The sequence below is a fragment of the Amnibacterium setariae genome (genome assembly GCF_003581425.1).
Taxonomy (GTDB): Bacteria; Actinomycetota; Actinomycetes; order Actinomycetales; family Microbacteriaceae; genus Amnibacterium; species Amnibacterium setariae.
Genome location: NZ_QXTG01000001.1, coordinates 1,193,897 through 1,213,933, shown reverse-complemented (window position 1 = coordinate 1,213,933; position 20,037 = coordinate 1,193,897). Strand labels below are relative to the sequence as shown.

Genomic DNA, 20,037 nt, shown 5'->3' with positions numbered 1-20,037 from the left:
GCCCAGCGCGGAACGCGGCCGGCGCACCGGGCGCCCGCGGGATACTGGCCGCGGGGCCGGTCGAGGGACCGGCCGGAACGCATGCCGCTCCGCCGAGACCGGCGGGGCACGAGAAAGGGGGCGGCCTCGTGGAGGTGCGCATCGGGATCCAGAACTCCGGCCGGGAGCTCGCGTTCGAGAGCGCGGAGTCGCCCGCCGCCGTGCAGAAGACCATCGGCGACGCGATCGAGAAGCAGGCGACCCACTTCACGCTGTCCGACGAGAACGGGCGCCTCTACCTGGTGCCGACGGCCTCGCTGGCCTACGTCGAGGTCGGCAGCGAGAAGACCCGGCGCGTCGGCTTCGTCGCCTGACGTGCAGCTGATCTACGCCGGCACGGTGGCGGTGGTCCTCGGCCTGGCCCTGCACGCGGTGCTGCCGCGGCGGGGCCTGACCGGGGTGCTGCTGCTGCCGGCCGTCGCGGGCGCCGCCTGCGCGATCACCTGGGTCGCGCTGACCTGGCTGCGGGTCGAGCAGGGCGGCGCCGCCATGTGGCTGGCGAGCCTGCTCGCGGCGATCGCCGCCGCGGCCGTCGTCGGCACCGCGGTCCGCTCGTCGCGGCACCGCAGGGACGAGGAGCGGCTCGCCGCGGTCTGAGCGCTGGTCGGGCTGCGGGGTGCATCGCATCGACGAGCGGCCGGTGCCGTCGTCAGGAGATCGCCCCTCGATCAGTAGCGAGCACCGCCGACGGTCCTGAACGGCGACCCGGGTCCTGAGACGCGTGCGAGGTGATCTCGAGGCTCGCTGCGCTCGCACCTCGATCAGCGGACTCGAGCGGGACCCGGCCGGGCGAAGCGGATCCTGCGGCGGTGCCGCCGCGGGTCAGGCGGTGAGGCCGAGGCGGTCCATGCGGCGCGTGTGGGCGGCGATCAGGCCGTTCAGCACCGGCTCGATGCGACGCTCCTCCGTCGACGCGGGCCGGCCCTCGGCGTCGCGCACGTCCGCGAGCGCGGCGCGGGCCACGAGCAGCGTGTCGCCGACCAGCCGGCGGCCCCACAGCGCGAGGCGGGAGCCGAGCCGCTTGTCGGTCCCGAGCCCGGCCTGGAGCACGGCGACGAGCGCGTCGTGCCCGATGTCGCGCTGCAGCAGCTCGACGACGCGCGGGCCCTCCGGCGCGGGGAGGCCGGCCGCGAGGCCGGCGAAGAAGTCGTCGAGCAGGCCCGCCGAGAGGTGCAGCGTGAGCACGGACTCGTGCCAGCCGGAGTCGGCGAGGCGGCGGCGGTAGCGGTCGACGTCGGCGGTGAAGGGGTGCATCGCCGCCGCGGACTCGCCGCCGCGGGCCTCGATCATCGCGGTGAGCGCGGTGTGCTGCTCGAGCACGGCGGCTGCGACCCGGGTGATGACCTCGCGGTCGCCGAGGTCGGTCGCGCGGCCGGCCACCGCGGAGGCGGACTCGAACAGCGCGAGCTTGAGGTAGGCGAGCCGCCCGAGCAGCGCGTCGGGGTCGGGCCGCAGGTCGCCGAGGGCGATCCGCTCCACCCGCGGCTCGGCCCCGCGGCGGCCACGGGGCGCGGCAGGGCGCCGTCGTCCCGTTCGGATCACCCGGCAAGCATATTGGCAGCGGCTAGGATGCTGCCCGTGGTCCGCCGAGGCGCGGGCCCCTCGCGCCGGTCAGGAACGCACGGAGTCGGCGCACCCCCGCGTGATCCGCACCGTGATCCGCGTCCCGCCGCGCGCGGAACCGCGCGCCGAACCGACAGGCACCGCTTCCTTTGACATTCGCAGAACTCGGCATCGACCAGGACATGGTCGACGTCCTCGCGGCGAAGGGCATCGTCGAGCCCTTCCCCATCCAGGCCCAGACCATCCCGCTCGGCCTCACCGGCCAGGACATCATCGGTCAGGCCAAGACCGGCACCGGCAAGACCCTCGGCTTCGGCCTCCCGATCATCCAGCGCCTCGGCCACGACCCGGAGCCGGGCGTGAAGGTCCTGGTCGTCGTCCCCACCCGCGAGCTGTGCGTGCAGGTCGCGGAGGACCTCGAGCTCGCCACCTCCGCCCGCCCGACCAAGGTCGCGGCGATCTACGGCGGCAAGGCCTACGAGGGCCAGATCGAGGCGCTGAAGGCCGGCGCGCAGATCGTGGTCGGCACGCCGGGCCGGCTGCTCGACCTCGCCGGCCAGCGGCTCATCTCGTTCGCGGACGTGCGGGAGATGGTCCTCGACGAGGCGGACAAGATGCTCGACCTCGGGTTCCTGCCCGACATCGAGAAGCTGTTCGCGCAGACGCCGGCGAGCCGGCACACCATGCTCTTCTCCGCGACGATGCCGGGCGCGATCGTCGCGCTCGCCCGCCGCTTCATGAACCGGCCGGTGCACATCCGCGCGACGGACCCGGACGAGGGCCTGACGCAGGCGAACATCCGCCACGTCGTCTACCGGGCGCACTCGCTCGACAAGGACGAGGTCATCGCGCGCATCCTCCAGGCGGAGGGCCGCGGCAAGACCGTGATCTTCACCCGCACGAAGCGCGCGGCCGCGCGCCTCCAGGAGGAGCTGACGGACCGCGGGTTCTCCGCCGCGGCGGTGCACGGCGACCTCGGGCAGGACCAGCGCGAGCGCGCGATGCAGTCCTTCCGCACGGGCAAGCGCGACGTGCTGATCGCGACGGACGTCGCTGCGCGCGGCATCGACGTCGACGACGTCACCCACGTCATCAACCACACGATCCCGGAGGACGCCGACGCGTACCTGCACCGTGCCGGCCGCACGGGCCGCGCCGGCCGCACCGGGACCGCGGTCACGTTCGTCGACTGGGACGACCTGCACAAGTGGGCGCTGATCGACAAGGCGCTCGAGTTCGGCAAGCCCGAGCCGGTCGAGACCTACTCGTCGTCGCCGCACCTCTACGAGGAGCTCGGCATCCCGGTCGGCACGAAGGGCCGCCTCCCCAAGGCGCCCGCGACGCCGAGCGAGCAGGCGCCGACCGCCGCGCAGAGCGCGCAGGGCGCGCCGCGCACCTCGTCGCGCTCGCGCAGCCGCACCCGCCGAGGCCCGTCCGGCGCCGCGGAGTCGTCCGCCCCGAAGTCGTCCGCCGCGGAGTCGTCCGCCTCGGAGCCGACGTCCGAGCCCCAGGACGCCGCCGCGGAGTCCGCGACGCCGCACGAGGAGCACGTGCCGGGCTCCGGCACGCACGACGGCAGCGGTGCGCCGCGTCGTCGGCGCAGGCGCCGCGGGCCGCGCCCCGCAACCCCCTCCGCCTGATCCCGGGCGTGTCTTCCGCCTGACGGCAGTCAGGATGAATTCATGTTCCGCTCAGTGCTGATCCTCAAGAAGGATCGGCGGTGCGGCCCACCCGGGCCGCACCGCCCCGCCGGCATCCCACCGGCCTGCATCTGAGCGGAGTCGCCCGTGCGCAGATCCCTCGTCGGCCTGACCGTCCTCGCCCTGGCAGCGGGGGTGATCACCACCGGGGGCGCCGCCAGCGCCGCCCCGGCGCCAGCGCCGGTCGGCGCTCGCGAGAAGGCGACCGTCGACGTCCGCGACGAGCTGCCGAACCCGCTCGAGGACAAGCGCCGCGCGCTGAAGTCCGCCGCCGTGCAGCAGGTCGTGGAGGGGAAGGCGAAGCCGGAGCTGCGCGACGGCTCGCGCGTCGTCCGCGTCCCCGGCTCCGCTCGCAGGGGCGGCCGCGACCGCTACGTCGAGCTCGCCCGCGAGCAGACCGACCGGATCTTCGTCGTGCTCGCGGAGTTCGGCACGCAGCGCGACCCGGCCTATCCCGACGTCGACAGCGACCCGGACACGCCCGGGCCCGTGGTGTTCGACGGCCCGCGGCACAACGCGATCCCGAAGCCCGGCCCCGCCGACAACTCCACCGTGTGGCAGCCGGACTACGACGCCGCCCACTACCGGCAGCTCTACTTCGGCGAGGGCCGCGGCGTGGAGAGCCTGAAGACCTACTACGAGACCCAGTCCTCCGGGCGCTACAGCGTCGACGGGCAGGTCACCGACTGGGTGAAGGTCCCGTACAACGAGGCCCGCTACGGCCGGAACACCTGCGGCGACGTCGTGTGCAGCAACACCTGGGACCTGCTCCGCGACGCGCTGCAGTCGTGGGTCGCCGGCCAGAAGGCGGCGGGACGGACGCAGGCGCAGATCACCGCCGAGGTGAAGCGGCTCGATGCCTGGGACCGCTACGACTTCGACGGCGACGGCGACTTCAACGAGCCGGACGGCTACATCGACCACTTCCAGATCGTCCACGCGGGCGGCGACGAGGCCGACGGCGACCCCCGGTACGGCGAGGACGCGATCTGGAGCCACCGCTGGTACGCGTACCAGAACGGCATCGGCACCACCGGCCCCGGAGCGGACAAGGCCGGCGGCGTCGAGATCCCCGGCACGGGCGTCTGGGTGGCGGACTACACGATCCAGCCGGAGAACGGCGGGCTCAGCGTGTTCGCGCACGAGTACGGCCACGACCTCGGCCTGCCGGACGACTACGACACCGCGGGCGGCCCGAGCAACAACACCGAGTGGTGGACGCTCATGTCGCAGAGCCGGCTGAACGCGAAGGGCGAGGCCCTCGGCGAGCGCGCCGGCGACCTCGGTGCGTGGCAGAAGCTGCAGCTCGGCTGGCTCGACTACACGACCGTGCGGGCCGGCCAGCGGAAGGTGATCGACCTCGGACCCGAGGAGTACAACTCGGCGAAGCCGCAGGCGGCCGTCGTCGTGCTGCCGGACAAGCAGGTGACCACGTCCCTGGTGAAGCCGTACGCCGGGTCGTACGACTGGTGGAGCGGCCAGGGCGACGACTACGACGCCTCGCTCTCCCGATCCGCCGCGCTGCCCGCCGGCACGGCGACCCTGACCGCGCAGGCGGCCTGGAACATCGAGGACTGCGGCGACGACCCCTGCGACTACGCCTACCTCGAGGTCCGCAGGGCCGGCGGCGCGTGGACGGCCGTCCCGGGCTCGATCACGAAGACCGCCGAGGGCAACGGGATCGACGGCGAGAGCGGCGGCTGGAAGCCGGCCTCCTTCGACCTGTCGGCCTACGCCGGATCGACCGTCGACCTCCGCTTCCGGTACGTCACCGACGGCGCGGCCCAGGGCACCGATCCCACGAAGGCCGCGGGCCTGTTCCTCGACGACATCCGCCTCACCGCGGGCGGCGCGACCGTCTTCACCGACGGCGCCGAGACCGCGGACGGCGGCTGGACGGCGGACGGCTTCGCCCGCAGCACGGCCACGGTGACGAACGACTACGCCAACTACTACATCGCGGCGAACCGCTCCTACGTCTCCTACGGCCGGTACCTCAGGACGGGCCCGTACAACTTCGGGTACGCCTCAACGAAGCCGAACCTGGTGGAGCACTTCCCGTACCAGCAGGGCGTGCTGATCCAGTACTGGGACACCTCGCAGGCGGACAACAACGTGAGCGTCCACCCCGGTGAGGGCCTGAACCTGGTCGTGGACGCGCACCCGACCGCTCGACGCGCCTCCGACGGCTCGGTGCTCCGCAACCGGATCCAGCTGTACGACGCCCCGTTCGGCACCGCCCGCGCGGACTCGTTCACGATCCACCAGGACGGGCGGCCGACCCGGGTGACCGGGCTGCCCGGCAACCCGCTGTTCGACGACCGGAGGAACTACGACGACGAGCGGGCCGAGGGCGCCGGCGTGAAGCTCCGGAAGGCCGGGGTGAAGATCCTCGTCCTGCCGCAGCGCGGCACGTCGAACCGCATCCTCGTCGGCTGAGCGGGCAGGGAGGAGGGGACGCGCGCCTCTCCTCCCGCCTGATCGGGCCGGACAGCCCGCGCCGCTAGTGTTCGAGGATGCCGACCCCGACCGACGTCGACATCTGGCCGCTGCTCGGTGTCTCCATCACCGTCTCCGACGTGGAGCTCCGCCCCGTCGACGACCGGACCGCGCTCGACCTCGGCCGGCTCGCGGCGGGCGGCATCCACGGCAACTTCCTGCCGTTCTCGACGCCGTGGACCCGCGGCGACGAGGTCGACGTCGCCCGCAACGTCTTCCGCTACCACTCGCGGATGCGGCACGAGATGTCGCCGGAGAAGTGGTCGCTCGAGTTCGCCGCGCGCCTCGACCACACGCTGATCGGGGTGCAGAGCCTGTTCGCGGAGAACTTCCCGCGGATCCGGTCGGCGGAGAGCGGCTCCTGGCTCGGCCAGGCGTGGCAGGGCAAGGGCATCGGGACGCTGAACCGGATCGCGATCCTCACGCTCGCGTTCGACGGGCTCGGCGCCGCGGAGGTGACGACGTCCGCGTGGGCGGACAACGTCGCCTCGAACGCGGTGACCCGCAAGCTCGGCTACGAGCCGAACGGCGAGGAGCGGCTCGAGCGCGAGGGCCGGGTCACGGTGCAGAAGCGGTTCCGCATGACGCGCGAGATGTGGGACGCCCGCGGGCCGGAGCTGCGGCCGCACGTCCAGCTGGAGGGCGTCGAGGCGCTGCGCCGCTGGCTCGAGATCGACTGACGCCCGTCAGGGCAGCACGGGGTCGGTGCCGGTGCCCTGCTCGATGATCGCGTCGACCACCTCGGGCGCCGTGGTCCGCTGACCGAGCCGGTTCGGCTTGCCGGAGCCGTGGTAGTCGCTCGAGCCCGTGACGGGCAGGCCGAAGCGCGCGGCGAGCGCCGCCGCGAGGCGGCCGCCGCCCGGCGTGTTCTCGGGGTGGTCCGCCTCGATGCCGAACAGGCCGGCGTCGACGAGCGCGGCGACCTCCTCCTCGGGGATCACCCACTCCGCGCGCGTCGCACCCGGGTGCGCGAGCACCGGCACGCCGCCCGCGGCGCGCAGCAGCGCGACGCCGTCGGCCGGGGTCGGCGCGTAGTGCGGCTCGACGTAGCCGCGGCGCGGGTGGAGGACGCCCGCGAAGGCCGCGCTGCGGTCCGGCTCGATCCCGAGGGCGACGAGCGCGTCCGCGATGTGGGGCCGGCCCACGGTCGCGCCGGGGGCGGTCTGCGCGACGACGTCGTCCCAGGTCAGCGGGTAGTCGGCCGCGATCGCGTCGACGATGCGGCGCGCGCGGTCCCGCCGCGAGACGCGGATCCGCTCGGTCTCGGCGACGAGGCCCGGGTGGGCGGGGTCGACGAGGTAGCCGAGGACGTGCACGCTGCGCCAGCCGAGCCGCGTCGAGAGCTCGACGCCGGGCAGGAGCCCGACGCCCGCCTCCCGCGCGGCGGCGGTCGCGTCCGCCCAGCCGGCGGTCGAGTCGTGGTCCGTCAGGGCGAGCCCGGCGAGCCCCGCCGCAGCGGCCTGGCGCACGACCGTGCCCGGCGGCTCGGTCCCGTCGGAGACGGTCGAGTGCGTGTGCAGGTCGAACCGTCCGCGCACCGCCACCCACCGATCCTAGGAGCGGCCGATGCGTCCGCGAGCCGCACCGACCCCGGCGCCGCCCGGCCCGTACCGTTGCCCTCCGTGCTCCGCCGGTTCGTCGCGACCCTCGTCGTGCTCGTGCTGGCCGCCGGGCTCGCGATCGTCGCCTGGCCGCAGGTGCTCGACCTGCAGCGCGCCCCGGTCGCCGCGCTCGCCGTCTCGTTCCGCGGCGCCGCCGTGCTCGCGGCCGTCGGCGTCGCCGTCGTGCTCACGGCCGTCGGCCTGGTCGTGCACCGGATCCGCCGCTTCCTCGGCGTCGTGAGCCTCGTGCTCATCGGCTTCGCGGTCGCCGTCACCGGCGTGCTGCTGAGCCGCGGGATCGGCGCGCCCGACGTGCCGGTCGCCGAGCGCTACGACCTCACGGTGCTGAGCTGGAACACGCTCGGCGACTCGGTGCCCGCGCAGACCATCGCCGCAGCGGCCCGCGACAACCGGGCGACCGTCGTGACCCTGCCCGAGACCACCGGGGACCGGGCGCGGCAGGTCGCCGCCGCCCTCGAGCGCGACGGCCTGCGGTACCGGGTGTTCTCCTCCTCGCAGCAGGCGGGCGTCCCGGCGCGGTCGACGTCGCTGCTCGTCCGCGACTCCCTCGGCGACTACCGGCAGGTGGAGGGCGTCGGCGACACCCACTCGGTGCCGAGCCTCGTCGTCGAGCCGGCGGCCGGGCAGAACGCGCCGCGGATCGTCGCCGTCCACACGCTCGCGCCCTACGCGCTCGACCCGGTCGGCTGGCGCGCCGACCTCCGCTGGGCGGCGGCGCGCTGCTCGGGCCGCAACGTGCTGATGGCGGGCGACTTCAACGCCACCGTCGACCACCTCGCCGGCCTCGGGCGCGGCACCGGACAGCTCTCGACCTGCCGCGACGGGGCGCTCGCGACCCGCAACGCGGCCGTCGGCACCTGGCCGACGAGCATGCCCGCCCTGATCGGCACGCCGATCGACCACGTGCTCGCGACGCCGAACTGGCGCTTCACGGGCTTCCGGGTCCTCGCCGACGAGGACGCGGCGGGCAGCGACCACCGCCCGGTGCTCGCCCGCCTCCGCCCCGCGGGCTGAGCGGACCCGCCGAGTCCCCCGCCCCGAGTTGCAGGCGGAGCCCGCGCCCTGGTGGGATCGGCGGGTGAAGGTCGTGCAGCGGGGGTCGACCGAGCCGGACTCGCTGTTCGCGATCGTGCTGCCCGGCAGCGGCTACCCCGCGCTCGGCCCCGTGCTGCACTGGCCCGCCCGGCTGCTCGCGGCGGCGGGCTGGCGCCTCGCGGTCGTCTCCTGGTCTCCGGAGACGGAGGGCGGCCGCGACCCGGTCGCGTTCGTGGAGGGCGCGCTGCAGCAGGCCGCGGGCGAGGACGTGCCGGACCTGCTGCTGACGAAGTCCCTCGGCTCGCTCGCCGCGCCCTGGGCCGCGCGCAACGACGTGCCCGGCGTCTGGCTCACGCCGCTGCTCGGGGACCCGGCGGTGCTGGCGGCGCTGCAGGGCATGGACGACCGCTCCATCGCCGTCGGCGGCACCGGCGACCGCAACTGGCGGCAGGGCGCGCTCGAGGAGAGCGGCATGGAGGTCGTCGAGGTGCCGGACGCGGACCACTCCCTCGAGCTGCCGGACTGGCGGGCCTCGCTCGCCGTGCAGGCGGAGGTCTTCGAGCGCCTCGCGGCGCACCTCGGCGAGTGACCGCCTAGCCGAAGAGGTGGCGGTTCGCCCGGGTCCAGGCGATGCGGCGCTCCTGCTCCGCGACGAACCCGTCCCGCACCCAGGTCGCGTGCGGCTCGAGCCCGCGCTGCGCGACGGCGACGTTGGCGCGCAGCGTCTCCTCCTGCTCCGCGATCACCGCGTCGACGAGCCCGTCGAGCGACTCGAGCCCGTAGGCCTCGGCGAAGACGCGGATCCGGGCCGGCCGGTCCGGCGGGGCCGGGAACCCGATCTCGGCCATCGCCGCGGCGTCGCTGCGGAACGGGACCGCGTACTCGAGCGCGTAGGCGACGTCGTGCAGCGCCGGTCGAGGAGCCGCCTGGTCCCAGTCGAGCAGGCCGACGGGCTCGTCGCCGCGCCACACCGTGTTCCAGGGCCCGACGTCGCCGTGGGTGACGATCTCGCCGGGGCGCAGGCCGCCCTCGGCGCTCATCCAGACCGCGTCGGCCGGCGGGGCGTAGTCGGCGACCGCGTCGTGGTAGCGGCGCAGGAGGCGCGCGTACGCCGCGAGCCCCGCCTCCGGGATCACCCGGCGCCACGCCTCCGGCCCGCTCACGCCCTCGATGTACGACAGGCGCTCGTTGCCGTCGGCGTCGAGGCCGAGGAACCGCACGGACTCCGCGAACCCGACCGCCTCGAGGTGCCGCAGCAGCCCCTGCACGGCCGGCGACCACCAGGCGGTGCGGCGCACGACGACGTCCCCCTCGCGGGCGACCACCCGGAGCGAGTCGGACTCGAACCCCGGGTCGACGACGAGCGGCGCGGACTCCACGGGTGAACAGTAGGTGAACCGGCGCCGGACGATCCGCCGAGCGGAGGACGACCCGCGGGTGGAGGATGGAGGCATGGCGAGCGAGCAGACCGACGTCCAGCCGTCCGAGCAGCGCGACGTGGAGCTCGAGACCGGCTCCGGCCGGACCGAGATCCCCAAGACGGACGCGTTCAAGCGGTACATCGCGAGCGGCTGGGCCGACCGGCCGGAGCACCTGCCTCCCGTCGCGCCGCTCGCGGCCGCTGCGGCCGCGCGCCGCGCCCGTCTCTCCGAGCGCTGGGCGGGCAAGCGGCTCGTGATCGAGGCGGGCGCCCCGAAGGTGCGCTCGAACGACACGGACTACCCGTACCGGGCGCACTCCGCGTTCTCCTGGCTGACCGGCTGGGGCGACGAGACGGTCGCGGGCTCCGTGCTGGTCTTCGAGCCGACCGACGACGGGCACGACGTCGCCCTCCACTTCCAGCCCGCGGCGGGCCGCGACACCGACGAGTTCTACGCGAACGCCGCGATCGGCGAGTTCTGGGTCGGCCGCCGGCCGTCCGTCGCGGAGGTCGGCGCCTCGCTCGGTCTCGAGGCGAAGGACGTCGCGGACCTGGAGCGGCGGGACGGCGACCTGACGCTCGAGGACGAGGCGCTCTCCCGCGACCTGTCCGAGCTGCGGCTCGTGAAGGACGACGCGGAGATCGCCGAGATGCGCGCCGCGATCGCCGCGACGAAGCAGGGCTTCGACGACGTGATCGCCGCGCTCCCCCGGATCACCGCGCACGACCGCGGCGAGCGCCTGATCGAGGGCGTCTTCTTCACCCGGGCGCGGGCGGAGGGCAGCGACCTCGGCTACGGCACCATCGCCGCCTCCGGGCCGCACGCGTGCATCCTGCACTGGACCCGCAACGACGGCCCGGTCGTGCCCGGCGACCTCGTGCTCATCGACGCCGGCGTCGAGCTGCCGAGCCTCTACACCGCGGACATCACGCGCACGCTGCCCGTGTCCGGCACCTTCAGCCCGGTCCAGCGGCGGATCTACGAGGCGGTCATGGAGGCGGCGGACGCGGCCTTCGCGATCGTGGAGCCCGGGATCCGGTTCCGCGACATCCACGCGGCGGCGATGGAGGTCATCGCACGGAAGGTGTCCGAGTGGGGGCTGCCGATGCTGCCCGCCGAGGACCTGGAGGGCGTCGAGCGGGCCGACCGCCGGTACATGGTGCACGGCACGAGCCACCACCTCGGGCTCGACGTCCACGACTGCGCGGAGGCCCGTCGCGAGCTGTACATGGACGGCGTGCTCGAGGCCGGCATGGTGTTCACGATCGAGCCGGGCCTGTACTTCCAGCCCGACGACCTGACCGTGCCGGAGGAGTTCCGCGGCATCGGCGTCCGCATCGAGGACGACGTGCTGGTCACCGCGGACGGCGTCGAGAGCCTCTCCGCGGGCATCCCGCGCACGCCCGACGACGTCGAGGCGTGGATGGCGTCGCTGCGCTCCTGACCCCTTCTCCTCCTCCATCCGGGGAACCGCGCCCCTGGCGCCGGATCGCCGGATGCAGGGAGGAACGGCGTCAGGCGGCGGCGCCCGGGCCGGGGCCGAGCGGCGGCTCGTCGAGGTCCGCGTCCTGGATGGTGGTGACCTCGGTCGTGCCCTGGGTCACGCCGAGGATGTTCCGCGCCCGGTTCGCGACCTCCGGTCCGACGACGAGCGAGTACGTGCTCGCGACGACCTGCATCACGCTGCTGAAGTCGCGGCGGTTCCGCGACAGCGCGTACGAGATGAGGCCGAACACGATGCCGAACGCGGCGCCGAGCAGCACGGCGCCGAACAGGTAGCCGGGGCCCGGGTTGGCGTTCGCCGGCGTGAAGATCGTCGTGACCAGGCCGAAGAGCAGGCCGAGCCAGAGGCCGGACGCGGCGCCGGCGCCGGCGGCGCGGCCCCAGGAGAGCCGTCCGGTGACGCGCTCGACGCTCTTCATGTCGTTGCCGACGATGGCGGCGGCCTGCACGGGGAAGCCGTCGGACTCCGCCAGCTTGTCGACCGCGGCCTGCGCCTCCTGGTAGGTGCCGTAGGTCGCGATGACGTCCCCGGCCGGGAGCGTGGGGAAGGCGACGGGACGGCCGCCGCCGAAGAGGCCCTGCGTGTTGGTCACGCGCCGAGCATCCCACGGGCCGCCGCGAGGATCCATACGGGCTGCTTGCAGGCGCCCATGAGCGGACTCCCCGGATCCGGTGGGCCGTCCGGCCTCGGCGGCCTACCCTTGGACCGTGAGCACGACGCGCATCTTCGTGGCCAGGCTGGCCGGATGCGCCGTCTTCGACCGCCAGGGCGACCGGATCGGCCGCGTGCGCGACGTCGTGGTCGTCTACCGCCGCTCCGCCTCCCCCCGCGTCGTCGGCATGGTCATCGAGATCCCCGGCCGCCGGAGGGTGTTCCTCTCCATCGGCCGGGTCGTGTCGATCGGCGCCGGCCAGGTCATCACGACCGGCCTGATCAGCGTCCGCCGCTTCGAGCAGCGGGCGAGCGAGGTCCGCGTCGTCGCCGAGATCCTCGGCCGCCGGGTGTCCCTCACCGACGGCTCGGGCGAGGCGACCGTCGAGGACGTCGCGATCGAGCAGGTCGGGCCCGCCGAGTGGGAGGTGGGCCAGGTCTTCGTGCGGCGCCCCCGCACCGGCCCGGCGCCCTTCGGCCGCGGTGCGACCGCGTTCGTGAAGTGGGGCGACATCCGCGAGCAGGACCGCGGCGGCCGCAGCCAGTCCGCGGCGCAGCTCATCCAGTCCACCGCGGACCTGCCGGCCGCCGACCTCGCGTCGACGCTGCTGGACCTGCCCGAGCAGCGGATGCTCGAGGTCGCCGACGAGCTCACCGACGAGCGCCTCGCCGACGTGCTCGAGGAGATGCCGGAGGAGTCCGGCGTGAAGATCCTCGCCCGGCTCGGCGACGACCGCGCGGCCGACGTCCTCGAGACCATGCAGCCCGACGACGCGGCCGACCTCATCGCGAAGCTGCCCGACGCCCGCAGCGAGGCGCTGCTCGACCTGATGGAGTCGGAGGAGGCGGACGACGTCCGCATGCTCCTCGCGTACGACCCCGACACCGCGGGCGGCATGATGACGCCCGACCCGATCATCCTGTCCGCGGACGCGACGGTCGCGGAGGGGCTCGCGCTGATCCGCCGCCACGAGCTCGCGCCGGCGCTCGGCGCGGCGGTGTGCGTCACCCAGCCGCCCTACGAGCCGCCGACGGGCCGCTTCCTCGGCATCGTGCACTTCCAGCGGATGCTGCGCTACCCGCCGCACGAGCGGCTCGGCAGCATCCTCGACACCCAGACGGAGCCGGTGCGCGCGACCGCGTCCGCCGCGGAGGTGTCGCGCATCCTCGCCACCTACAACCTGGTGCAGGTGCCGGTCGTCGACGAGAACCACCGGCTGGTCGGCGTGGTCACGGTCGACGACGTGCTCGACCGCCTGCTGCCCGACGACTGGCGCTCGACCGACGCGGAGGACGACGACGACGCGGACGAGCGGCCGGCGCCCAGGGTGAGCACCGACACCTCCGCCGTCACGACGGTCCCGCAGCGCGTGCCCTCGAGGAGGAGCCCCCGTGGCCGCGCCCGGTAGCCGCCGCGCCCGGCGGGACGTCGACCCGCTGGAGGCGCCGAAGGGCCTCCCCCGCGGTCGCCGTCGCCCCACGGGACGCGACGTGCTCGGCCGCTTCTCGGAGTCGTTCGCCCGTGCGATGGGCACCTCGGCGTTCCTCATCGGGCTCACCGTGTTCGTCGCGATCTGGCTGATCTGGAACGCGCTCGCCCCCGAGCAGGCGCAGTTCGACCCGGTCAGCAACGGCTTCGCGGTGATGACGCTGATCCTGTCCCTGCAGGCCTCCTACGCCGCCCCGCTGATCCTGCTCGCGCAGAACCGGCAGGACGACCGCGACCGCGTGCAGGTGGAGCAGGACCGGCAGCGGGCGGAGCGGAACCTCGACGACACCGAGTACCTCGCGCGCGAGATCGTCGCGCTGCGGCTGCTCGTGCGCGACATGGCGTCGCAGGACTTCGTGCGCTCCGAGCTGAAGGCGCTGCTCGAGGAGCTCGACCGCCGCGAGGTCGCGCGCGAGGCCGAAGCGGCCTCGGCCGAGGAGCAGGACGAGCCGCGCCGCGAGCCCGACCGCAGGGCCGCGCGGCCGTGACCGCGTCGTCGGAGGCGGTGCTGGCGGCGGTCGGCGCCGTCCGGGACCCGGAGATCCGGCGCCCGATCGCCGAGCTCGACATGCTCGACTCCGTCGAGCTCCTCGACGGCGTCGCCGACGTGCGGCTCAGCCTGACCGTCGTCGGCTGCCCGGCCGCGGACCGCATCGAGCAGGACGTGCGCCGCGCCGCCGAGGGCGTCGAGGGCGTGCGGGAGGTCGCGGTGCACCTCGGCGTGATGGCGCCGGAGCGCCGGGCCGCGCTGGCCGAGCGCCTCCGCGGCGAGCGGCGGAACCCCTTCGGTCCCGACTCGCTCACCCGCGTCGTCGCCGTCACGAGCGGCAAGGGCGGCGTCGGGAAGTCGACGGTCACCGCGAACCTCGCCGTCGCCCTCGCCCGCCGCGGCCTCGCCGTCGGCGTGCTCGACGCGGACGTGCACGGCTTCTCGATCCCCGGCCTGCTCGGCATCCCGCCGGAGACGAGCCCGGTCGACCTCGACGGGCTGATCGTGCCGCCGGTGGCGCACGGCGTGAAGGCCGTGTCGATCGGGATGTTCCTCCCGCCCGGCGAGCGGGACGGCGCGGTCGCCTGGCGCGGCCCGATGCTGCACCGCACGCTGAACCAGTTCCTCACGGACACGCACTTCGGCGCGCTCGACGTGCTGCTGCTCGACACCCCGCCGGGCACCGGCGACGTCGCGATCTCGCTCGGTCAGCTGCTCCCCCACGCCGAGGTGCTCGTCGTGACGACGCCGCAGCCCGCGGCCGCGGACGTCGCCGTGCGCTCCGGGCTCGTGGCCAGGAAGCTCGGGCAGCGGCTCATCGGCGTGGTCGAGACGATGGCGCCGGCCCGGCTGCCCGACGGCGGGGTCCTCGACCTGTTCGGCTCGGGCGGCGGCGAGGCGGTCGCGGCGCGGCTCGGCGTGCCGCTGCTCGCGCAGGTGCCGCTGTCCGCCGCGCTCCGCCGCGCCGGCGACGCCGGGACGCCGATCGTCGCCGAGCCCGGGGACGACGACGCCGCCGCGGCGCTCGAGGCGCTCGCGGCGGCGGTCGCGGGGATCGGCCGGGACCTCAGCGGGCGGCGGCTGCCGCTCGGCGTCTGAGGCCGGTCGGGCTCAGAAGCGGCGCGTGGGCACCGCGCGGTAGCCGTCCGTGCGCACGAGGTGCACGGTGCCGCCGATGCCGGCGAGGCCGAGGGCGGCGATGGCGACGAGGAGCACGGTCATTCGGGGTCTTCCTTCCAGAGGCGGGCGGGATCGGCGCCCCGGCACGGCCGGGAGCCGGAGCGGGAGGGCGCCCACGGACGTCGTGGGACCTCGGGCGCGGGAGGCGCCGGGAACCGCTCACCCACATTCAACCGCCGGGTGACGGTGTAGCACCAGCACCGCTTTCTTCACGGGGCTTTCAGTAGGACTACACGATCGGTACGCTGCGGGCATGGACGTCCGACGGCTCGAGGTGCTGCGGGAGCTGCAGCTGCGCGGCACGGTGACCGCCGTCGCGCGCGCCACGCACCGGACCCCCTCCGCCGTGTCGCAGCAGCTGAAGACGCTCGAGCGGGAGGTCGGCGCCCCGTTGACCGAGCGGTCGGGCCGGGGCCTCGTCCTGACGCCCGCGGGCGAGGCGCTCGCCCGCGCCGCCGCCGACGTCGCCGTCGCGATCGCGCACGCGGAGGAGACCTGGCGCACCTACCTCGCGAGCCCCGAGGGCCGCGTCGACCTCGCCCTGTTCCCCACGGGCGGCAGCATGTTCCTCCCCCGCCTGCTCGGCGCCGTGCGCGCGGTGCCCGGGCTCGAGGTCGTCGCGACCGACGTCGACCCCGTCCACGCCGACTTCGCACGGCTCGTCCCGGACTTCGACGTCGTGCTCGCCCTCGCGGTGGGGCCCGCGAGCGGCTGGGGCGACCGCGACATCGTCGCCGTGCACCTGCTCGACGAGCCGCTCGACGTCGCGCTCCCCGTCGGCCACCCGCTCGCCGGACGGGACGCGGTGACGCCGGCGGACGTCGCGGGCGAGCCCTGGATCGGCGTGCCGGCGGACTTCCCCTACGAGCGGCTGCTGCGGGAGGTCGAGCGCGTCGCCGGCTCGCCGCTGCGCGTCGTCCAGCGGTTCTCGGACACCCGCGTGACGGAGTCGCTCGTCGCCGCCGGCGAGGGCGTCGCGCTGCTGCCGCGCTTCACGTCCGGCGCGCCGGGCTCGGGCGTCGTCCTGCGCCCGCTCGCGCAGCTCGCGCCGGCCCGGCGGATCGCCGCGCTGCTGCGACGGGAGACCGTCGAGCGGCCCAGCGTGCGCGTCGTCCTCGACGCGCTGCGGACCATCGCGGCCGACCTCACGGCGTGAGGATCAGGTCGCCTCGTCGTCGTAGGCGGCCAGCGCGCGGGGACCGCTCGCGCGGCGGACCGGCTGCGGCTCGGCGTCGAGGTCCGCCTCCGGCTCCGGCTCCGGGTCGGCCCGACGCGGCTCCGGCGGCTCGAGGAGCGCGTCCCGGATGATGCGGCGCGGGTCGTACTGGCGCGGATCGAGCTTGCGCCACTCCTCCTCGTCGAAGTCGGGCCCGAGCTCCTCGCGCACGCGGTCCTTCGCGTCGTCGAGCATCCGCCGAGCGGCCCGGACGAAGCGCGCCAGCCTCGCCGCGTAGTCCGGCAGCTTCTCGGGGCCGACGAGGAAGAGCGCGATGACCGCGATCACCACGAGCTTCTCGAACCCCAGTCCCATCGGGCCAGCGTAGATCGAGAACGCCGCCGGAGGGACCATAGGCTTGGCCGGATGGCAGAGATCGCCGCCGGCTGGGCCTTCGCCGACGCATTCGTGCCCGAGGACGAGACGACGGGGTCGGCCCGGGAGGCCGCCCACCGCTTCGGGATCGAGCCGGTCTCGCCCGCGGTGGGCGCCGCGCTGGCGCTGGCGGCATCCGCGTCGCCGGCCGGCGCGATGATCGAGATCGGGACGGGCACCGGCGTGTCGGGGCTCAGCCTGCTGAAGGGCGCGCCGGAGGCGGTGCTGACGACGATCGACAGCGACCTCGACCACCACCAGGTCGCGCGCTCGGTCTTCCAGGCGGCAGGGCACAGCCCGCGCCGCACGCGCCTGATCACGGGTCGCGCGGCCGACGTGCTGCCGCGCATGAACGAGCAGGCGTACGACCTGGTGTTCGTCGACGCCGACTGGGAGCCCGTGGAGCAGTACGTGGACAGCGCGCTGCGCCTCGTCCGCCCGGGCGGTTCCGTGCTCGTCGCGCACGTGCTGCAGCGCGGACGGGTGGCGAACCCCGCTCGGCGGGATCCCGCGACCGTCGTCTACCGTCGGCTGCTCACGGCCGTGCGCGAGCGCGACGACGTGCTCGCCGGCCTGTCGATCGTCGGCGACGGCCTGCTGCACCTCGTCCGACGCCCGGCCGACCGCGCAGAGTGAGCGGGCGCCGCTCGCGCGGCGCCCGCTCTGATCCGCTTCGGGCTCAGCCGATGGCTGCCGAGAGCGCGTCGCGCAGCTCGGTCGCCTCCGCGTCGTTCACGGAGACCACGAGCCGTCCGCCGCCCTCGAGAGGGACGCGCACGATGATGAGGCGGCCCTCCTTGACGGCTTCCATGGGCCCGTCGCCCGTGCGTGGTTTCATCGCCGCCATGCGAGACACCTTCCTCTGGTGAAGTCGAAGACCATTATCCCACTCGCAGGCGCCACTCCCAAACCGCGGTCCCCCGAGTGCCTGATCAGGGCACGGTCCAGTAGTCCTGGACGGGCCCGTAGCAGGTCCACAGCCACACTCCCTGCAGCACGGCGGCCACGACGAGCACCGCGACCCGGGCCGGCAGGGCCCTCGGCGTGATCGCGCCGGCCAGCGGCGCCATCGGCATGAGCAGGCGGAACACGCTCGACTGCGGGAAGAACACCGCGAGCAGGTAGAGCGCGTAGGAGAGCGCCCACAGCCGGATGGTGGACCCCAGCCGGCGCACCGGCGGCGTGAGCAGGGCGAGCCCGAACAGGGCGACGAGGACGACCACGGCGAGCGGCCCGATCCATGCCGCGGGTCCCGCACCGACCAGGCGCGTCGCCCAGAAGTCGGCCGCGAAGAACCACGGCTCGACGAAGGTGATCGACGCCTCCGGCATCCACAGCGCCCGCCACGCCGCCTCCGTCGCGAAGTACGCGTCCGGCCGGCCGGTGACGGCCGCCGCGATGCCGCTCCACGCGAACCCCGCGGCGGCGCAGACCGCCGCGAGGACGGCGGCGCCCGCGAGCTCGCGGCCCGGCAGCGGCGGTCCGCCGCGCCGGGCGCGCACGAGGCGGACCACGACCTGCAGCCCGACCGCCAGCGCGAGCGCGAGGATCCCCGGTCGCGTGAAGGCGAGCACGAGGGCGACGGGCACCGCAAGGAGGTGGCGGCGCCGGTCGATCAGCAGCAGGGCGCCGAGCAGCAGCGCGAGCCCGAGCGGCTCGGCGTAGGTCGTCTGGAACATGAACGCGAGCGGCGAGCAGGAGAACAGCGCGACCGCGAACAGGGCGCGGCTCCGGCCGACGTGCGGCAGCAGCAGCGCGCCGAGCAGCACCGCGGCGGCGAAGCCGGCGGCGACGCTGACGGCGAGGGCCGGGATCCGCCAGTCGAGCACGCCGAACGTCAGCGCCTTCGACAGGTAGGGGTAGACGGGCAGGAAGGCCCACTGGTTCGTCGCCACCGAGCCGTCGTCGCCGAGCGGCAGGACCGACGGGTAGCCGTTCTCGGCGATGAACCAGTACCACTGGCCGTCCCAGGCCGACGCGAGGTCGAGCAGGCTCGGGTGCGCGCCGGCGCGGGAGCGGGGCGTCGCCTGCGTCTGCACCCAGAGGAGCAGCAGCGTGGTCAGCACGCGCGACGCGGCGAAGATCGCGAGCGCCGCTGCCCACCAGGGCAGGCGGGGACGGGAGGGGACCGCGGTCGTCGGCGTCGGCGCCGCGGTCGCGGTCATGCGCCGGTGAGCCAGGCCCGCAGGCCCGCCTCGACGGCGTGGATCTGCGCGACCGGCACCCGCTCGTCGTCGGCGTGGGCGAGCAGCGGGTCGCCGGGGCCGTAGTTCACGGCGGGGACGCCGAGCCCGGAGAAGCGCGCGACGTCGGTCCAGCCGTACTTCGGGCGCGGCTCCGCGCCGACCGCCTCGACGAACGCCTTCGCGACGGGCACGTCGAGCCCGGGTCGCGCGCCGGCGGCGAGGTCGACGACCGTCACCTCGAAGCCCTCGAACACGTCGCGGACGTGCTGCACGGCCTCCTCCGGGCTGCGCGAGGGGGCGAAGCGGTGGTTGACCTGCACGACGCACTCGTCCGGGATCACGTTGCCCGCGATGCCGCCGCGGATCGTCACCGCGTTCAGGCCCTCGCGGTAGACGAGGCCGTCGACCTCCACGCTCCGCGGCTCGTAGGCCGCGAGGCGGTCGAGGATCGGCGCGGCGAGGTGGATGGCGTTCACGCCGACCCAGCCCCGCGCCGAGTGCGCCCGCCTGCCGGTCGTGCGGATCTCGGCGCGCAGGTTGCCGTTGCAGCCGCCCTCGATGCCGGCGACGGTCGGCTCGCCGAGGATCGCGAAGTCGGCGCGGAGCTCCTCCGGGTGCTCGCGGAGCAGGCGGTTCAGGCCGTTCAGGTCCTCCCCCACCTCCTCGTGGTCGTACCAGATCCAGGTGATGTCGACGACGGGCTCGGCGACCTCGGCCGCGAGCTTCAGCTGCACGGCGACGCCGGCCTTCATGTCGACCGTGCCGCGGCCGACCAGGACGGCCTCGCCGTCCTCCTCCACGAACCGCGTGGGCAGGTTCGCGTTGACCGGCACGGTGTCGAGGTGCCCGGCGATGGCGACCCGGGTCGGGCGGCCGAGCTCCGTACGGGCGACGACCGTGTCGCCGTAGCGGCGCACGACGAGGTGGGGCACGGCGCGCACCGCCTCCTCGACGAGGTCGGCGAGCCGCGCCTCGTTCCCCGAGACGCTCTCGACGTCGCAGATCGCCTGCGTCAGCAGGGCGGCGTCGGCGGTCAGGTCCAGGCCGGGCACCCGCCCAGCGTACCGA

General features: G+C 74.8%; 21 protein-coding genes. 13 read left to right on the top strand and 8 right to left on the bottom strand.

Going from position 1 to position 20,037, the window contains the following annotated elements; all coding sequences use genetic code 11:
* The first annotated feature begins 128 nt into the window (after window positions 1–128).
* Window positions 129–353 carry a DUF3107 domain-containing protein gene (locus D1781_RS06120; protein WP_119481317.1) on the top strand — a complete coding sequence of 75 codons (225 nt, stop codon included), beginning with the start codon at window positions 129–131 and terminating at the stop codon, window positions 351–353.
* 1 nt (window position 354) lies between these two features.
* Entirely contained in the window at window positions 355–636 is a 282-nt protein-coding gene (locus tag D1781_RS06115) for a hypothetical protein (protein ID WP_119481316.1), read from the top strand.
* Between the two features lie 225 nt (window positions 637–861).
* Here the strand turns inward: D1781_RS06115 and D1781_RS06110 are convergent, their stop codons facing one another.
* Window positions 862–1,518 carry a ferritin-like fold-containing protein gene (locus D1781_RS06110; RefSeq protein WP_158590018.1) on the bottom strand — a complete coding sequence of 219 codons (657 nt, stop codon included), beginning with the start codon at window positions 1,516–1,518 and terminating at the stop codon, window positions 862–864.
* A 266-nt stretch (window positions 1,519–1,784) separates the two neighbouring features.
* Between D1781_RS06110 and D1781_RS06105 the strand changes: the two genes are divergently transcribed.
* From D1781_RS06105 to D1781_RS06095, 3 genes are all read left to right on the top strand, one after another.
* A complete protein-coding gene (locus D1781_RS06105) occupies window positions 1,785–3,242 on the top strand; it encodes a DEAD/DEAH box helicase (RefSeq protein ID WP_199706406.1) in 1,458 nt (485 codons plus the stop codon).
* A gap of 147 nt (window positions 3,243–3,389) precedes the next feature.
* Window positions 3,390–5,741, top strand: a complete 2,352-nt coding sequence (locus D1781_RS06100) for an immune inhibitor A domain-containing protein (RefSeq protein WP_119481313.1) — start codon at window positions 3,390–3,392, stop codon at window positions 5,739–5,741.
* 77 nt (window positions 5,742–5,818) lie between these two features.
* Complete coding sequence (locus D1781_RS06095; protein ID WP_119481312.1) at window positions 5,819–6,481, top strand: GNAT family N-acetyltransferase; 663 nt, start codon at window positions 5,819–5,821, stop codon at window positions 6,479–6,481.
* Between the two features lie 6 nt (window positions 6,482–6,487).
* Here the strand turns inward: D1781_RS06095 and D1781_RS06090 are convergent, their stop codons facing one another.
* Entirely contained in the window at window positions 6,488–7,345 is an 858-nt protein-coding gene (locus D1781_RS06090; RefSeq protein WP_407641657.1) for a PHP domain-containing protein, read from the bottom strand.
* Between the two features lie 78 nt (window positions 7,346–7,423).
* Between D1781_RS06090 and D1781_RS06085 the strand changes: the two genes are divergently transcribed.
* Together D1781_RS06085 and D1781_RS06080 are read left to right on the top strand one after the other, a co-directional pair.
* Window positions 7,424–8,437 carry an endonuclease/exonuclease/phosphatase family protein gene (locus D1781_RS06085; protein ID WP_158590017.1) on the top strand — a complete coding sequence of 338 codons (1,014 nt, stop codon included), beginning with the start codon at window positions 7,424–7,426 and terminating at the stop codon, window positions 8,435–8,437.
* A gap of 64 nt (window positions 8,438–8,501) precedes the next feature.
* Window positions 8,502–9,047: a hypothetical protein gene (locus tag D1781_RS06080; protein WP_119481310.1), complete on the top strand. Its 546-nt coding sequence runs from the start codon at window positions 8,502–8,504 to the stop codon at window positions 9,045–9,047.
* Window positions 9,048–9,051: 4 nt separating this feature from the next.
* Here the strand turns inward: D1781_RS06080 and D1781_RS06075 are convergent, their stop codons facing one another.
* On the bottom strand, window positions 9,052–9,837 hold the full coding sequence (locus tag D1781_RS06075; RefSeq protein WP_233551039.1) for a phosphotransferase: 786 nt from the start codon (window positions 9,835–9,837) through the stop codon (window positions 9,052–9,054).
* Between the two features lie 73 nt (window positions 9,838–9,910).
* Between D1781_RS06075 and D1781_RS06070 the strand changes: the two genes are divergently transcribed.
* On the top strand, window positions 9,911–11,323 hold the full coding sequence (locus D1781_RS06070) for an aminopeptidase P family protein (protein WP_119481309.1): 1,413 nt from the start codon (window positions 9,911–9,913) through the stop codon (window positions 11,321–11,323).
* Window positions 11,324–11,393: 70 nt separating this feature from the next.
* Here the strand turns inward: D1781_RS06070 and D1781_RS06065 are convergent, their stop codons facing one another.
* The gene (locus D1781_RS06065) at window positions 11,394–11,975 is read right to left on the bottom strand and encodes a general stress protein (protein ID WP_199706404.1); all 582 of its coding nucleotides are present in this window, start codon (window positions 11,973–11,975) and stop codon (window positions 11,394–11,396) included.
* A 115-nt stretch (window positions 11,976–12,090) separates the two neighbouring features.
* Here D1781_RS06065 and D1781_RS06060 point away from each other — a divergent pair, with 115 nt between their 5' ends.
* The 4 genes from D1781_RS06060 to D1781_RS06045 all read left to right on the top strand — a co-directional run bounded on the left by D1781_RS06060 (window position 12,091) and on the right by D1781_RS06045 (window position 16,348).
* Window positions 12,091–13,443, top strand: a complete 1,353-nt coding sequence (locus D1781_RS06060) for a magnesium transporter MgtE N-terminal domain-containing protein (protein ID WP_119481771.1) — start codon at window positions 12,091–12,093, stop codon at window positions 13,441–13,443.
* Window positions 13,427–14,011, top strand: coding sequence for a DUF1003 domain-containing protein (locus D1781_RS06055; protein ID WP_119481308.1), 585 nt, complete (start codon window positions 13,427–13,429; stop codon window positions 14,009–14,011). Before D1781_RS06060 ends, D1781_RS06055 begins: the two co-directional genes overlap by 17 nt.
* Window positions 14,008–15,111, top strand: coding sequence for an Mrp/NBP35 family ATP-binding protein (locus D1781_RS06050; protein ID WP_119481307.1), 1,104 nt, complete (start codon window positions 14,008–14,010; stop codon window positions 15,109–15,111). The genes D1781_RS06055 and D1781_RS06050 overlap by 4 nt, the downstream gene beginning before the upstream one ends.
* 334 nt (window positions 15,112–15,445) lie before the next feature.
* Window positions 15,446–16,348 (top strand): LysR family transcriptional regulator, encoded by a 903-nt coding sequence (locus D1781_RS06045; RefSeq protein ID WP_119481306.1) that lies wholly within the window; start codon window positions 15,446–15,448, stop codon window positions 16,346–16,348.
* Between the two features lie 3 nt (window positions 16,349–16,351).
* Here the strand turns inward: D1781_RS06045 and D1781_RS06040 are convergent, their stop codons facing one another.
* Window positions 16,352–16,723, bottom strand: a complete 372-nt coding sequence (locus D1781_RS06040; RefSeq protein ID WP_119481305.1) for a twin-arginine translocase TatA/TatE family subunit — start codon at window positions 16,721–16,723, stop codon at window positions 16,352–16,354.
* Window positions 16,724–16,774: 51 nt separating this feature from the next.
* On the opposite strand from D1781_RS06040, the gene D1781_RS06035 reads away from it, so the two are divergent.
* Window positions 16,775–17,419 (top strand): O-methyltransferase, encoded by a 645-nt coding sequence (locus tag D1781_RS06035; protein WP_119481304.1) that lies wholly within the window; start codon window positions 16,775–16,777, stop codon window positions 17,417–17,419.
* A gap of 43 nt (window positions 17,420–17,462) precedes the next feature.
* Here the strand turns inward: D1781_RS06035 and D1781_RS06030 are convergent, their stop codons facing one another.
* The 3 genes from D1781_RS06030 to dapE form a co-directional block, all read right to left on the bottom strand.
* On the bottom strand, window positions 17,463–17,630 hold the full coding sequence (locus D1781_RS06030; RefSeq protein ID WP_119481303.1) for a DUF3117 domain-containing protein: 168 nt from the start codon (window positions 17,628–17,630) through the stop codon (window positions 17,463–17,465).
* A gap of 85 nt (window positions 17,631–17,715) precedes the next feature.
* Window positions 17,716–18,948, bottom strand: coding sequence for a hypothetical protein (locus D1781_RS06025; RefSeq protein WP_119481302.1), 1,233 nt, complete (start codon window positions 18,946–18,948; stop codon window positions 17,716–17,718).
* Window positions 18,945–20,021, bottom strand: coding sequence for a succinyl-diaminopimelate desuccinylase (dapE, locus tag D1781_RS06020; protein WP_119481301.1), 1,077 nt, complete (start codon window positions 20,019–20,021; stop codon window positions 18,945–18,947). The genes D1781_RS06025 and dapE overlap by 4 nt, the downstream gene beginning before the upstream one ends.
* Window positions 20,022–20,037 lie beyond the last annotated feature (16 nt).